Here is a 13,640-nt window from a genome sequence, read left to right on the forward strand (position 1 = left end):
TGCTCGACGACACCCTCACAGCAATTCCACCTCAGGCCGCCTGACCGATGGCCGCTCCAACTCCACCCCGAATTTCCACCTCATTGACGGACACGACCCGGCAACGTCGAAGCCGTCGGCGGCCGCCGTCAGGTTCGCCTTGTACCGGTTGATGACCTGGGCCTCGACGTCATTGATGCTCTGGAGCTTCGGGTCACCCGGCACCACGCGGATGCCTGGCTCCATCAAAGGTTCGATTTGGACTGGGTCGGCAAACAGGGCGGACGCCGGAACGGCTCCCGCATACGTCTCAAGGGTCGAGCTTCCGTTCTGCTGCGGATCGAGATCGACGAACAGCACCCGTTGGCCGAGTTCCGCGAAGTACCAGGCGAGATGGACGGCGATCGTGCTCTTGCCGACGCCACCCTTCTGGTTGTTGACGACGAGCACCTTCATCGCATGATCCGGCTCGCGCCCTCCCTCCGGCCGAAGACAGGAGGTTCCCGTCATCGGCAGGCGGATGCGAAACTACGAGTCGCTCCAACCCGAAACACGTTGTGAAAAGTCACAGGTGTCGGTCGGATGATGTGACCTGGGGAGCGGGCGGGGTCCGTCCGATGTGTCGATCATGCGGAATGCTGGGAGGCGGGCGCGCCGCCTCCCGTGTCCGGCTCCGCCTCCTAGGCGGCGTAGGCTTCACAGGCGGCCTCTGGAGCCGAGTCATCGCTTGGAGCCAGCGCCAGGAGAGCGCTTCTCAGTTCCGCTTCGATCTCCGCCCGCTCCCGCTTGGTCAGGACGCAGTGGGCGAGCTCCGCGCGCAGTTCCGCAATATGGTCGATACGGGACATGTTGTGTTCCTCTCGTCATGTGAAGACGAGGGCGTGCACGGGCTCGTGTCGGCATGGGTCAAGGATCGCGGAGCGACCGGCGAAGCCGGCGAGTGGGGGGGCCGAAATGCGTCAGCATTTTGGGGGCACCGCTCGTCCTTGAGGCAGGCCGATCCGCGCCAGTATCCTTGGCGGACTGAGCAGATCCTTCGTTTCAGGATGGGGCGCCCAGCGACGTTTCCTTCCGCATCAAGGTTAGGCTGAATTCCTTGCGGAACACGGTCAACGAGCGACAGCAAGGTGTCGAACGGCCACCCTTGTTGGAAGAACCTCAGCTATTCCGATATCAACCCGGCTTTGCCGAAAACCATGCTTTGAACCGCACGCTACATGTCGATAGGTTTCATGTTGGCCAGCTCGCGTTCTTTTCAGTTCTAAAGCCATGGATGTCGGTCAATCGAAGCCATAGTGAGCAACGGCACCCTACCGGCCGTGTGAAGTACGGAGATTCGTTGTCTTTGTAGGTCGCTCAATCCCCTGCCGTCCAACGCTCAATCGGCCGTCGGTTTTTCAGCATCTATCTAAAGGAATTTTTTAAGAAGCCGCTTTGTTATGATGATTCGGGAAAGAGATTCCGCACCTTGTATCTGTAGAGCTATATGAAAGCTATATGCGCGGCTGAATTTCGTATTTCCCTCAGGCACTTAACAGGGCTTCGCGTAGGCATATCGGCGTGAATCCGTAGGCATATCGGCGTGGTTGCGTAGGGAAATCGGCGTCTTCGGCGGGACCAACCGTAGGCGACTCGACGTGCCAGCGTAGGGTAATCAGCGTGGAGCATTGGCTAAAGCCCTCCAAGCTATGAGCATTTTTCTCGCGCTTGCGTAGGCTAATCAGCGTGACGCCATGGCGGCGTGGACGACCCGCAAGAAACCGATCCGAGCGCGGGTCGAGCGTAGGGAAATCGGCGTAAAAACGGATCTTTCGCGTTCCGACGGGGCGTAGGCAACTCGGCAAGATGACAACCCAGATCGGGCAGCGATCGTCCTGACATCGCGTAGGCAAATCAGCGCGTCAGACCGTCGTGCAGTCCCGGAGACAGCAGGTTTTCTTGGTCCTACGCAGAGAGTGCGAGGGTCAAAGCACCGACGATTTTTCAGGTGGTCCCACGGCAGCCGGAGAGCCTGAGAGGTTCGGATGTCCTGCTCGTGATCAGGAGTGGTCGCGCCGTGAACGATGGGGAGAGGCGTAGGCAAGTCTACGTGCGCCGCTCAGATGACGCGTCATGACGCTCTCGTGCGAAGACGGCTGCCGCCTTGCCGACTCAGATGCGATCAGAGCGCACCTGTCGCCGGACTCGGCGGCATGATGCATTGGGCGCTTAGACCGACGCTGAGCGAATCACCCGTAGGGAAGTCGGCGGAATCAACCCTTTGCGCGTGCACGTCTATTCGCGAGGACGGCCTTCGGTGGCACCAAAAGGTCTTTCTGATCGGACGGCAGAAGTTGCATCCCGTTCTCGTCCAGCGTGAGCCTCAGACGAGGAAAGACCTCGGTGAGGTGAGCGACGTCCTTTCGAAATTCCTGGCGGAAGGACCGAATCGAGCCGTTCTCGCTCCCGAACTGTTTGTAAAGATTATCCCAGGTCAGACGGAGCGGACGCTCGAGCCGAGACAGGCGATATCCGACCCAGAAGAGCAGATCGAGTTGCCGGGCGGACCCGGCAAAGGCCCGGGCTGCCCTGATGTCGACCGGCAGCGCGTGCTGGAGCAGATTGTCGAAAAAATCGGTCTGGAAGGTTATAGTCGAAGACCAGAGCAGACCCTGGTCAGGGTGTGCATTGAGCGGCAACCAGACATCCAATTGACGGAAGGGAGGAACGTTGAGCGTCGACGCCCGGCTGCCGTCCCAGAGGCCGATCTGCATGCTGCAGGCTGCCAAGCGGTTCAGTTGCTCCTTGAACTGCTTCAGGGTGCCCCGGTCTCCGCCAGTAACCGGGAAGCCCATATCGCGAATAAACCCCGATAGACTGTGCGCGACCTCGATCTTGGGACTCCGTTGCTTGACTGCCTCGGTGCAGAGATGCAGCAGCAGGAGCCGCGCTTTCGGTCCATAGGGAAGGCCCTGCAACTCCATGTCACCTGAGATCGGATTGGTCAGCCGGCCGGCATTGATGGCAAGCGTGTTGCGCCCATACTCACGGAAGAAGTTCGTCGCACCTTTCGGCTCCCGATAGGGAAGGCCGCACAAGGCGAGGACCGAGTGGAGATGCTGGATGTTTTCCGGTGCGGCCGGCTCGTTCTCGATGACTTCCCGAATAAGATCGCGACGCCGAGCATTCCGTGCCAGCTTCGCGCGGGCGCCGGCGGTCTTGTCCCGCTCTGTCTCGGCGGCCGCGGCCTGAGCACGATCGGCATCGCGCCGGGCTTGGTCGGCGCGCGCGACGGTCAAGGTCGCGTTGTAGGCGATGCTTCCGCGCGCCTTCTCGACCAGGGCAACGAGATCCGAGTCTCGGATGTCGTCGAAGCCGTCGAGCGGAGGGACGGGCATCATCGTTGGTGCTCGGTACAGGTAAGAGGCCCAATGGGAGGTTTCGACCGGAGGCTAACGCGCCGGATCGGAGCCCGCCGAGTCGGGGTATTCAGATTTCCGAGACGACAACCGAGATTCCTGTGAATCGATGGCGTCACGGCTTGGCGCCTCCCCTGCCCTCTTAATTGTAGGTTTTGCAACACATTCGTCATGATGAGTCGCCTTTCGTCTTTCGAGACCGAAACGCGTCGTAGAGGTCGGGCAAGTTGTCGATCAGAAAGGCGCCGAAGCTCGGCTCAATACGCTCGTCGATCATGAGATGCGTGCGCCGGGCATTCTGATCGATGCGAACGACGGCCTGACCGATCGAATTTTTCCAGGCCGAGACCAATCCGCCGCGTTCGGGGCGCGGTGTAGCCGTGAGGGCTGTAAAAACACGCCTGAATCGGCTGTCCGAATCGAGACCTTGGAACTCCTGCCGGCCGAGCGTCACTTTGAGGACGTCATCCGCATCGGCCCGCGCGAGGGCCTCCACGAGGGCTGACCAACGCGGGCGCCCGGTCTTCGGCGCGGGACCAATGGCGGTCACAAGATCGGCGGGTACGGCCCGCCCGATCGCGATCAGGCGCGAGAGCTGCGTCTTCTCCATCACGAGGGCCGACATGACTGTGGCGCGGTCAAAGCCGCGGTCCTCGAGCGAGACGGCAAACAGAGCCCGTTCGATGTAGCTGAGATCGGTTCGCGCCGAGTTCTCCTGGCCTTGGGCCACCACGAGATCGGCGTCCGAGAGCGTCTTCACGACAGCCCGAACGGGTCGTCCCAGCGCGACCGCGGCGCGCAGCCGACGGTGACCATAGGCGACCTGGTAACGGCTGGGGTGTTCCGGATGCGGTCGTACGAGGATAGGAACCTGCTGTCCGTGGTCCCGGATCAACGCGACAAGGTCCGTAAGATCCTGCGCCTCGGCCGGGAGCCGGTCGGGGATGAAGGACGGGTCCACTAAGCCAGGGTCCAATTCGACCACCGTGTCGCCGGCGGCGATCATGGCGCGTGCCTCGTCGGCCGCGTGTGCGATGCGGCCAAGGCTGCGCCCCATCGCGCCGACCGCTCCTGAGCGCACGAGCGGCCGGGCGGGCTCAGCTGCTGCTGGAAGTGCCGACGGGGCCGCGGAAGGCTCCCGTCCCTCCCCGTCCGTGTTCGCAGAGTTGCCAGTTGGCAACTCTCGCTCGCGCGCTGTCAATGCGGCGCGAAGCGTATCCTTCCGCTTGATCATGTCGGCCGATTCCAGGCTTGATGCATCAGGGCGAGGATCTCGCCGTTGACATTGTCGAGCGCTTCAATCGCCCGATCATAGGTGGCGCGGGAGAAGCTTTCTCGACCGATCTCGTACAGAGTTTGCTTTGACAGGCCCGCGTCCGAGATCGCGGTGGATTTCAACATCGGATGCGTGAGAACCCGCTCGCGGAACAGCGACCGCATAAACCCGACCATCTGGGTCTGCGGACCGTCGGACGGCTCGTATCGGGTGACGACGTAGCGAAGGAAGTCGTAGTCCAGGTGAGCACCGGCCTCTTGTACGACCCCGAGCATGTCTGAGGTCATCAGCAGAAACTGGCACATGGACATGACATCGAGCATCTGCGGATGAACCGTCACGATCATGGCAGTCGCAGCACACAAGGCTCCAAGCGTCAGGAAGCCGAGTTGCGGGGGACAGTCCAGCACCATCACATCGTAATCGGCTTCCACCGTGCCGAGCGCGGTTGCGATGCGTCCGAAGAAGGGTTCGCTACCGCGATCTGCCAAGGCCTTCGGCGTGTCGTGCTCGAACTCCATCAATTCGAGGTTCGCCGGGATGAGGTCGAGGCCTGCGAAGTAGGTCTTTCGAATGACCTCAGGAAGCGGCCGCTGGTCGCCGTCATAACGGATTGTGGCGTAGAGCGTCTCGTTGGCGTCGACGTCGAATTCCGGTTGGTAGCCGTGCAAGGCCGTCATCGACGCTTGCGGATCAAGGTCGACAGCGAGGACCCGATAGCCTTTCAACGCTAAAAACTGCGCCAAGTGGGCGGCGGTCGTGGTCTTTCCGGAGCCACCCTTAAAGTTCACCACAGCGAGAACCTGGCAATGCTCGCCGTCCGACCGATGGGGAACATAGCGCTTTCCCTTAGGAGCGTCGTCGAGCAGGTCCCGCAACTCGTTGATCTGTCCAAGAGTGTAGGACCGACGCCCACCCGCTCCGGTCTCGGCTTGCGGACCTCGGCCGGCGAGCGAAAGCTGCCGGAGATATCCGTCCGCGACGCCGACGAGTTTCGCGGCCTCGCCGGAGGAAAAGGATCGCAGGACCTTCTGAGAGGCTGGTGGAAACAGAGCCTTTCGCAGCGCATTGAGTTCGGCGGACAGCGCGCTCCCGTCGCTGCCGATCATCGCCGTGATCGAAGCGCGAGCCGCATCTGCGGCTTTCGAGTGTTCTTTCGGCTGATCGATCATTTACGGTTCCATCGCGGATCGCGGCGATTTGCCGTAACACAATGGCGCTGAGTCGGGATTTCGCCAAGAGATTTTTGGTTAACCGCCGTTAACCGTTTCGGCTCACTGCCTTCGAGGAGCAATTTGATGTGAGCAGGGATCGACCGTCTGATGGGCGCCGGGCTCGGATCGATCGTGACCGTTGCCGATTGCGATCTTTGAAATCGGACAAACGGCCAGTCGAGAATGCGTCCACGCCGACCACGAGTGGCGCAAATCTGACGCCGTGATGCCTTCCTGGTTGCCGCATCAAAAAGTTGCCAGCTGGCAACTCCGGCGCACGCGGGCGACGCGTTTGACGCCTGACCAACCATACTCTCCGCCATTCCGGTCATCCATTTCTGCGATGAAGCCGAGAGTGGATCAGCCGCCGAGATCATCTCTGCATTGAAACGACAGAGCGATCCTGGCTACCGCTCAAGGGGGCTATAGCGTCAGCGATCGTGACCCGCAGGGCGGAGACCCGGTTGGGGCTCCGGTCGCGGGCGGGACGCCCGTGACTAGAGCGCGTCCCGCAGGGGACGCCCATATAGGTCTCCGTGCGACATACAGGACCCAGGGAGCTCAGGTCCGCGCTGGACGGAATCGCAATGAACGTCCGCAGACGAATCCTCTGCTCGGCTTGCCCTGTGGTACCGATGATCTCCAAGCCGGGATGGCGACCGCTGCCGGGAAGGCGAAAGCTGCTGACGGACGCCAAACCAAGATCTTGGTCCTGGGTCGCGCGCTGTCGGGGTAGGGCGCTCCAAGGCCCGGATTCAAACCGACGGTAAAGACTGGATTGCCACTTATTCCGCTGCGATTTATCGGTTCTACGCTTCCCTGGGGCGAGGGCGATTTCGTCGATGTGGCCGGTGCCGCTGACCTGCCGCATGCCGGGAGGGAATGCTGGAATGGTTGGGCCGTGTCCGCTCCCAGAAGCCACTCGCGATGGTCCGAGAGTCGTGTCTGGTGATTGCCAGCCCGCTATCGTCGGCCATACCTACCGGCATGCCAGTACAACCCGCTGCCCACTCTCCTGCCGACGGTAGCGCCCCTGCCGCCTTTGGAGGTGGTGCCATCATCGGGGCACTGGGCGGCCTGATCGGTCTCGGCGGGGCCGAATTCCGCCTGCCGCTGCTGATCGGCGCTTTCCGGTTCGCAGCGCTGGAAGCTGTCATTCTCAACAAGGCCATGAGCCTGGTGGTGGTCGCTACGGCGCTGCCGTTCCGGGCACGCACGGTGCCCTTCGGCGAGATCGCGGCGCACTGGCCGGCCATCCTCAACCTGTTGGCCGGAAGCCTGCTCGGGGCTTGGCTCGGGGCAGGATGGGCCACCCGCCTCCGCTCGGAAACCCTCTACAAGGTGATTGCCGTCATGCTCGTGCTGATCGCGGGCGTGCTGGTGCTCGGGCACGATACGACGGCCGGGGCTGCCTTGGCCACGGGGCCGGCGCAGATCGTCGCCGGGGTCGTGTTTGGGTTTCTGATCGGCGTGGTGGCGTCACTGCTCGGTGTTGCCGGCGGCGAGCTGCTGATCCCGACGCTAGTTGTGCTGTTCGGCGCCGACATCAAATTGGCGGGTAGCCTGTCGCTGGCGGTGAGCCTGCCGACGATGCTGGTGGGGTTTACCCGCTACAGCCGCGACCAGAGCTTTTCCGTGCTAGGCCGCAACCGGGGGTTCCTGCTGACGATGGCCACCGGGTCGATCCTAGGCACATTCATTGGCGGCCAACTGCTAGGCTTGGTACCCTCAGTCGTGCTGCTGCCGGTGCTGGCGGCCATTCTCCTGATCTCGGCGGTAAAGGTCTGGCGGCACGCCTAGCGTTTTCCCAAGCCAATATCTGCCGCCACCGCCTTCAGGCGGTCCGGCTCCCGCTCTTTCCGTTCGCTGTACCGGTCCACCAGGTAGTCGGCCCGTTCACGGGTCAACAGCGTGAACTTCATCAGTTCCTCGCACACGTCCACCACGCGCTCGTAGAGCGGCCCCGGCTTCATCCGGCCGGCCTCGTCAAACTCTTTGTAGGCCATCGGCACCGACGACTGGTTGGGGATGGTGATCATCCGCATCCAGCGGCCGAGCAGGCGTAAGGAGTTCACGGCGTTGAAGGACTGCGAGCCGCCGGAAACCTGCATCACGGCGAGCGTCCGGCCCTGGGTCGGGCGCACCGAACCTTCGCTGAGCGGCAGCCAGTCAATTTGGCTTTTCATCACGCCGGTCATGTTGCCGTGCCGCTCCGGCGACACCCACACATGCCCTTCGGACCAGATCGAGAGGTTGCGCAACTCCTGCACCTTCGGGTGATCGGCGGTGGTGTCGTCGGGCAGCGGCAGGCCATGGGCATCGTAGATGCACACCTCGCCACCCATCGCTTCCAACAAGCGGGCGGCCTCGTAGGCCAGCAACCGGCTGAACGACCGCTCGCGGAGTGATCCATAGAGGATCAGGAAGCGGGGGGCATGTGTGAACGGCTGAACCACCTGCAACTGTGCTGGCGTCAGCACCGCAAAGTGCGCCTGGCTGAGGTTCGGCAGGCCATCGGTGAACGGCTGAGGGGGCTTGTCCAAGGCGCAGCTTTTCTCTACGTTTCAATTATGATTGAGACATTGCATCAATGATCGACGAACGGCAAGCCGTCGCTGCCTTCGCGGCCCTCGGGCAGGAACACCGCCTGCGCATCGTGCGGGCGCTGGTCACGGCAGGGCCGGACGGCCTGGCCGCCGGCGCACTGGCCGGCGAGGTCGGCGTGTCCGGCACCAACCTGTCCTTTCACGTCAAGGAACTGAGCCGCACCGGCTTGATCCAGTCGCGGCGTGAAGGTCGTTCGATCATCTACAGCGCCGCCTACACGCCGCTGTCGGGCCTGATCGAGTTCCTGATGCGCGATTGCTGCCAGGGCCGCCCGGAGGTTTGCACCCCAGCGGTCGAAGCGCTCGCCGCCTGCTGCTCACCCACCGGAATCACCACCCATGTCTGACCGCATCTACAACGTGCTGTTTCTCTGCACCGGCAACTCGGCTCGTTCGATCCTGGCCGAAGCCATGCTCAACAAGCTGGGGCAGGGGCGCTTCCAGGCGTTTTCCGCCGGCAGTCAGCCCAAGGGACAGCCGCACCCGCTGGCCCTGGAAACGCTCGAACAAAGCGACTTCCCCACGCAGGGTCTGCGCTCGAAGTCCTGGGACGAGTTTGCCACGCCGGACGCCCCGGTGATGGATTTCGTGTTCACGGTCTGTGACAACGCTGCCGGCGAAACTTGCCCCTTCTGGCCCGGCCAGCCGGTGACGGCGCATTGGGGTATTGAAGACCCCGCCGCCGTGGAGGGCGCGGACATCGAGCGCAGGCGGGCGTTCATCACCGCCCAACGCTACCTCAAGAACCGGATCGGGGCCTTTGTCGCGCTGCCGATCACCAGCCTGGATGGGGTGGCGCTGTCGTCCAAGGTCCGCGAGATCGGCCAGCAGGACGGCGCTTCATCGCGCCGGCCGGAGGTCGCGTGATGGACGTGGTGATCTACCACAACCCAGCGTGCGGCACCTCGCGCAACACCCTGGCGATGATCCGCAACGCCGGCATCGAGCCGCATGTGATCGAGTACCTGAAGACGCCGCCGGCACGGGCGCTGCTGGTCCAGCTACTGGCCCGCGCCGGCCTCTTGGTGCGCGACGTGCTGCGCGAGAAGGGCACGCCCTACGCGGAGCTGGGCCTGGGAGATCCGACACTGTCCGATGACCGGCTCCTCGACGCGATCGAGGCGCATCCGATCCTGCTCAACAGGCCGCTGGTGGTCACCCCCAACGGCGTCGCCCTGTGCCGGCCGTCCGAGGCCGTGCTGGGTCTGCTGCCGGCGCAGCAGGGCGAGTTCGTCAAAGAGGATGGTGAGCGCGTCGTGGACGAGCATGGCCGCCGCGTCGCCACCGCCTGAGCCTCACACCCACCAATAAGAAGAAACCGCCCCGATGCAAGCGATTGCCATCTTCGTCGTCACCCTCGTGTTCGTCATCTGGCAACCGGGCGGATTCGGGATCGGATGGAGCGCCCTGATCGGGGCCGCCGTGGCGCTGGTTCTCGGCGTCATCCACCCCGGCGACATTCCGGTGGTCTGGCACATCGTCTGGGACGCCACGTTCACGTTCGTAGCTCTGATTATCATCTCGCTGCTGCTCGATGAGGCCGGGTTCTTCCATTGGGCCGCGCTGCACATCGCCCGCTGGGGCGGGGGCCGGGGCCGCCTGCTGTTTCCGCTGGTGATCCTGCTCGGCGCGGCGATCGCGGCGGTGTTCGCTAACGACGGCGCGGCTCTGCTGCTGACCCCGATCGTGCTGGCGATCCTGCTGCGGCTGAACTTAAAGCCGGCGGCAGCGCTGGCCTTCATCGTCGCCTGCGGGTTCGTGGCCGACAGCACCAGTCTGCCGTTGGTGATCTCCAACCTCGTGAACATCGTCTCGGCCAACTACTTCGACGTCACTTTTGGGCGCTATGCCGCCGTGATGATGCCGGTGAACTTGGTGTCGCTCGCCGCGACGCTGGTAGTGCTTTGGCTATTCTACCGCCGCGACGTGCCAGCGAGCTATCCGGTCGGCCAGCTCGAACCGCCGCGTGTCGCGATCCGCGATCCGCTGGTGTTCCGGGCGGCCTTTCCGCTGCTCGGCGTGCTTCTGGTCGCCTACTTCGTCACCGCGCCGTTCGGCGTACCGGTGTCGGTTGTTACGTGTGCCGGGGCGGCCGTGCTGCTGGCGCTAGCCGGCCGGGGCGGTGTGATCCCGATCCACAAGGTGCTGACCGGAGCGCCTTGGCAGATCGTGCTGTTCAGCCTCGGCATGTATCTGGTGGTCTACGGCCTGAAGAACGCCGGCCTGACCGACGAGCTGGCCAAGGGCCTTACCTGGCTGGCCGGGCACGGCCCGTGGGTCGCCACGGTCGGCACCGGCTTTGCCGCTGCCCTCCTGTCGTCGGTGATGAACAACATGCCGAGCGTGCTGGTCGGCGCGCTGTCGATCCAGCAGGCCCCGGACCTGTCGCCGCTGATGCGCGAGCTGATGGTCTACGCCAACGTGATCGGCTGCGATCTCGGACCGAAGTTCACGCCGATCGGCAGCCTGGCGACGCTGCTCTGGCTGCACGTCCTCGCCACCAAGGGCCAGAAAATCGGCTGGGGCCAGTACATGAAGGTCGGCCTGGTGATCACGCCGCCCGTGCTGCTGGTGACGCTGCTCGCACTGGCCCTATGGCTGCCATTGCTCGGGCCGCAATAGTCTGCCGATGGATCGGGCACGCCGCTGGCCGGTGATCTCCGCGCTCGGCGTGGTGCAAATTTTTACCTGGGGGTCGTCGTTCTACCTCTTGGCGGTTTTGGCGGACCCGGTGGCGAAGGAAACCGGGTGGCCACTGACCGGAATCGTCGGCGGCTTGTCGCTCGGTCTCCTAGTCGCGGCCTTCGCCTCGCCCCAGGTCGGCGCGTCGATCCACCGGTACGGCGGGCGGCCCGTGCTGGGACTGGCGGCGGTGCTGCTGGCCCTCGGCTTGATCGTGCTTGGTCTGGCGCCGTCGCTGCCGGTCTTCCTGGTCGGCTGGTTGGTGATCGGCCTCGGTATGGGCTGCGGACTGTACGATCCTGCCTATGCCACTCTCGGCCGCCTCTACGGAGCGGACGCCAGGCCGGCGATCACGGCCCTGACGTTATGGGGCGGGTTCGCCAGCACCGTGTGCTGGCCGCTGTCGGTGCATCTCGTCGCGCATATCGGCTGGCGGGCGACGTGTTTTGCCTATGCCGGCCTGCATCTCGGGGTCACGCTGCCGCTCGTGCTACTGTTGATCCCGTCGGCATCGGCCTCGCCGACGACGCCGGACATCGGCCGGAGGGCGGTTACACCGCTTGCAGCTCAGGAACGCCGACTGTTCCTGCTGTTCGCCGGGGTGCTCGTGCTCGGCGGCGCGAGCATGGCCCTGGTCTCGGTGCATCTGCTGACCCTGCTCCAGGGGCGTGGCGTCCCACTCGCCTCAGCGGTCTCATACGGCGCCGTGATCGGACCGGCCCAGGTCGCGGCCCGTCTCATGGAGATGGCAGGAAAGGGGCGGTATCACCCGTTGTGGACCCTGACGGCGGCCACGTACCTGATCGCTCTCGGTCTTGGATTGCTGGCCGCGGGTCTGCCCGTCGTCGGGCTGGCACTTGTGCTCTACGGCGGAGGCAACGGGATCTACTCGATCGCGCGAGGCACGGTGCCGCTCGCTCTGTTCGGCCCGGTCCGCTATCCGGCGCTGGTCGGGCGTCTGGCGCGGCCGGGATTGATCGCCCAGGCGCTGGCTCCCCCCCTCGGCGCGTTCGTGCTCTCCCACGGCGGTGCCGGCGTTCTCTGGATTATGCTGGCGCTGCTGGCGCTCGCGAACCTCGGCCTCGTCGGCGCACTGCGGAGGACGCGCTAGGGGCGACGATCTAGACCCACAGGCACAGCAACAGCTGCATGTCCGGTGATGGGTTCGATCGCGCGAAACAGGCCTAAAATCCTAGCGGACTTGCTCTTCGAGCCGTCCAGCACGTCGCACTCGCGAAGGCCGGCGCAGCGATCATGGCGGTCCGCCGCGTCGCCCGTCCAGATGTCGGCGCCTAAGCGCCAGCTCGCACGCCCCGCTGCACCGGGATGCCGTTGGCCCGGGCCTTATCGGCGAGGTTCTCGCTGATGCCGCTGCCCGGGAAAGCCACCACACCGATCGGCAGCGCCTCCAGCATCGCGTCGTTGCGCCGGAAGGGCGCGGCCCGGTTGTGCTTCGTCCAGTCCGGCCGGAACGCCACCTGCGGCACCTGGCGGCTGTCGGCCCATTTCGCGGCGATCAGCTCGGCTCCCTTCGGGCTGCCGCCATGCAACAGCACCATGGTCGGGTGCTTCGCCTTGACCTTGTCGAGCACGCTCCAAATCCGCTGCACGTCCTGATAGTCGTTGCCTCCGGTGAAGGCGATGCGCGGCCCCGGCGGCACCAGGATCTCGGTCTCCGCCCGGCGTTTGGCGGCCAGGAAGTCGCGCGAGTCGATCATCGCCGCCGTCATGGTGCGCCGGTTGACCTGCGACCCGGAACGCGGGCGCCAGAGTGAGCCGGTCTGGACGCCGTAGACGGCGGCGGCCGCGTCGCGGGTGAACTCGAAGGCATTGCGCCGCTCGGTCAGGCTGAGCCCCAGCGCGATCAGCCGTTCCAGCTCGACCGAGCGCACCTCGGATCCGTCCTGCTCGCCCTGGGAGCGCTTCTGCGCCACCTCGTTGTCGTCGAGCTTGCGGTCGAGGTGCTCTACGCGGCGCTGGAACAGGTTCACGAAGCCCCAGAGTAGGTCGGTGGCGTCGTCCTCGAGCCGGGTGTCGGTGAGCACGTCGGTGAGCGCGTTCATCGCACCCACGACCGCGGCCTCGACCGCCTCGGGCTCGGGCAGGGGACGCGGGTCCGCCTCCTGCTCGAAGGGCCGGTAGTGGTGGGTCAGCAACTCATCCAAGAGGTGATCGCCCTGGCCACCGCCTTGACGATCCGGTGCGAATGCGGGGGAGTCGTGCTGGTCGAGCATGGGGGCGCCTCTTGGGTCCGGGAAGCCGCGACCGCCGCGGCCTTCATGGTGACCCGGACCGGGATCGGAGGGCGCGCGCACCCGAGCGAGGCGGGAGGGCCGTAGCGGCAGCGGAGGACGGCCGGCGGCGGCGATTTTGCCTCGCGCTGCAAAGCCGCCCTCGGGCGGCGGCGGAAAATCGTCGGCCGCAGGCCGTTGCGCGCGCAACACGACCCGGTAGCGGTCGCCCTCTCAGGAAGGCCGCCGCGCCG

13 protein-coding genes are annotated in these 13,640 nt (G+C 64.6%); 6 read left to right on the plus strand and 7 right to left on the minus strand.

Annotated elements, in window-relative coordinates; translation table 11 throughout:
- Positions 1 to 15 precede the first annotated feature (15 nt).
- The 5 genes from MET9862_RS17770 to repA form a co-directional block, all read right to left on the minus strand.
- On the minus strand, positions 16 to 435 hold the full coding sequence (locus MET9862_RS17770) for a ParA family protein (protein ID WP_142584237.1): 420 nt from the start codon (positions 433 to 435) through the stop codon (positions 16 to 18).
- 224 nt (positions 436 to 659) lie between these two features.
- Positions 660 to 827 carry a hypothetical protein gene (locus MET9862_RS29475; RefSeq protein WP_185156917.1) on the minus strand — a complete coding sequence of 56 codons (168 nt, stop codon included), beginning with the start codon at positions 825 to 827 and terminating at the stop codon, positions 660 to 662.
- A 1,404-nt stretch (positions 828 to 2,231) separates the two neighbouring features.
- The gene (locus MET9862_RS17775; RefSeq protein ID WP_244612772.1) at positions 2,232 to 3,359 is read right to left on the minus strand and encodes a replication protein RepA; all 1,128 of its coding nucleotides are present in this window, start codon (positions 3,357 to 3,359) and stop codon (positions 2,232 to 2,234) included.
- A 187-nt stretch (positions 3,360 to 3,546) separates the two neighbouring features.
- Positions 3,547 to 4,611, minus strand: a complete 1,065-nt coding sequence (gene repB / locus MET9862_RS17780) for a plasmid partitioning protein RepB (protein ID WP_142584238.1) — start codon at positions 4,609 to 4,611, stop codon at positions 3,547 to 3,549.
- The gene (gene repA / locus MET9862_RS17785; protein WP_142584239.1) at positions 4,608 to 5,825 is read right to left on the minus strand and encodes a plasmid partitioning protein RepA; all 1,218 of its coding nucleotides are present in this window, start codon (positions 5,823 to 5,825) and stop codon (positions 4,608 to 4,610) included. Before repA ends, repB begins: the two co-directional genes overlap by 4 nt.
- Before the next feature lie 1,029 nt (positions 5,826 to 6,854).
- On the opposite strand from repA, the gene MET9862_RS17790 reads away from it, so the two are divergent.
- Positions 6,855 to 7,667 (plus strand): sulfite exporter TauE/SafE family protein, encoded by an 813-nt coding sequence (locus tag MET9862_RS17790; RefSeq protein WP_142584259.1) that lies wholly within the window; start codon positions 6,855 to 6,857, stop codon positions 7,665 to 7,667.
- Here MET9862_RS17790 and arsH read toward each other — a convergent pair.
- Positions 7,664 to 8,410: an arsenical resistance protein ArsH gene (arsH, locus tag MET9862_RS17795; protein WP_142584240.1), complete on the minus strand. Its 747-nt coding sequence runs from the start codon at positions 8,408 to 8,410 to the stop codon at positions 7,664 to 7,666. The genes MET9862_RS17790 and arsH overlap by 4 nt on opposite strands.
- 47 nt (positions 8,411 to 8,457) lie before the next feature.
- Between arsH and MET9862_RS17800 the strand changes: the two genes are divergently transcribed.
- The 5 genes from MET9862_RS17800 to MET9862_RS17820 are packed head-to-tail and all read left to right on the plus strand — an operon-like array spanning position 8,458 to position 12,266.
- Positions 8,458 to 8,820, plus strand: coding sequence for an ArsR/SmtB family transcription factor (locus MET9862_RS17800; RefSeq protein WP_142584241.1), 363 nt, complete (start codon positions 8,458 to 8,460; stop codon positions 8,818 to 8,820).
- Positions 8,813 to 9,340: an arsenate reductase ArsC gene (locus MET9862_RS17805; protein WP_142584242.1), complete on the plus strand. Its 528-nt coding sequence runs from the start codon at positions 8,813 to 8,815 to the stop codon at positions 9,338 to 9,340. The genes MET9862_RS17800 and MET9862_RS17805 overlap by 8 nt, the downstream gene beginning before the upstream one ends.
- Positions 9,340 to 9,765 carry an arsenate reductase (glutaredoxin) gene (gene arsC, locus MET9862_RS17810; RefSeq protein WP_142584243.1) on the plus strand — a complete coding sequence of 142 codons (426 nt, stop codon included), beginning with the start codon at positions 9,340 to 9,342 and terminating at the stop codon, positions 9,763 to 9,765. The genes MET9862_RS17805 and arsC overlap by 1 nt, the downstream gene beginning before the upstream one ends.
- A gap of 34 nt (positions 9,766 to 9,799) precedes the next feature.
- The gene (locus tag MET9862_RS17815; RefSeq protein ID WP_142584244.1) at positions 9,800 to 11,095 is read left to right on the plus strand and encodes an arsenic transporter; all 1,296 of its coding nucleotides are present in this window, start codon (positions 9,800 to 9,802) and stop codon (positions 11,093 to 11,095) included.
- Positions 11,096 to 11,102: 7 nt separating this feature from the next.
- The gene (locus tag MET9862_RS17820) at positions 11,103 to 12,266 is read left to right on the plus strand and encodes an MFS transporter (RefSeq protein WP_142584245.1); all 1,164 of its coding nucleotides are present in this window, start codon (positions 11,103 to 11,105) and stop codon (positions 12,264 to 12,266) included.
- Between the two features lie 181 nt (positions 12,267 to 12,447).
- Here the strand turns inward: MET9862_RS17820 and MET9862_RS17825 are convergent, their stop codons facing one another.
- Positions 12,448 to 13,389 carry a DUF2493 domain-containing protein gene (locus tag MET9862_RS17825; protein ID WP_142584246.1) on the minus strand — a complete coding sequence of 314 codons (942 nt, stop codon included), beginning with the start codon at positions 13,387 to 13,389 and terminating at the stop codon, positions 12,448 to 12,450.
- Positions 13,390 to 13,640: the final 251 nt, after the last annotated feature.

Origin of the sequence: Methylobacterium symbioticum, from assembly GCF_902141845.1 — a bacterium.
GTDB classification, from domain to species: domain Bacteria; phylum Pseudomonadota; class Alphaproteobacteria; order Rhizobiales; family Beijerinckiaceae; genus Methylobacterium; species Methylobacterium symbioticum.

What these genes read in the sequence shown, in the direction of transcription:
- MET9862_RS17770 (WP_142584237.1), bottom strand. Translation starts at nt 435, where the DNA reads ATGAAGGTGCTCGTCGTCAACAACCAGAAGGGTGGCGTCGGCAAGAGC.
- MET9862_RS29475 (WP_185156917.1), bottom strand. Translation starts at nt 827, where the DNA reads ATGTCCCGTATCGACCATATTGCGGAACTGCGCGCGGAGCTCGCCCAC.
- MET9862_RS17775 (WP_244612772.1), bottom strand. Translation starts at nt 3,359, where the DNA reads ATGATGCCCGTCCCTCCGCTCGACGGCTTCGACGACATCCGAGACTCG.
- repB (WP_142584238.1), bottom strand. Translation starts at nt 4,611, where the DNA reads ATGATCAAGCGGAAGGATACGCTTCGCGCCGCATTGACAGCGCGCGAG.
- repA (WP_142584239.1), bottom strand. Translation starts at nt 5,825, where the DNA reads ATGATCGATCAGCCGAAAGAACACTCGAAAGCCGCAGATGCGGCTCGC.
- MET9862_RS17790 (WP_142584259.1), top strand. Translation starts at nt 6,855, where the DNA reads ATGCCAGTACAACCCGCTGCCCACTCTCCTGCCGACGGTAGCGCCCCT.
- MET9862_RS17800 (WP_142584241.1), top strand. Translation starts at nt 8,458, where the DNA reads ATGATCGACGAACGGCAAGCCGTCGCTGCCTTCGCGGCCCTCGGGCAG.
- MET9862_RS17805 (WP_142584242.1), top strand. Translation starts at nt 8,813, where the DNA reads ATGTCTGACCGCATCTACAACGTGCTGTTTCTCTGCACCGGCAACTCG.
- arsC (WP_142584243.1), top strand. Translation starts at nt 9,340, where the DNA reads ATGGACGTGGTGATCTACCACAACCCAGCGTGCGGCACCTCGCGCAAC.
- MET9862_RS17815 (WP_142584244.1), top strand. Translation starts at nt 9,800, where the DNA reads ATGCAAGCGATTGCCATCTTCGTCGTCACCCTCGTGTTCGTCATCTGG.
- MET9862_RS17820 (WP_142584245.1), top strand. Translation starts at nt 11,103, where the DNA reads ATGGATCGGGCACGCCGCTGGCCGGTGATCTCCGCGCTCGGCGTGGTG.
- MET9862_RS17825 (WP_142584246.1), bottom strand. Translation starts at nt 13,389, where the DNA reads ATGCTCGACCAGCACGACTCCCCCGCATTCGCACCGGATCGTCAAGGC.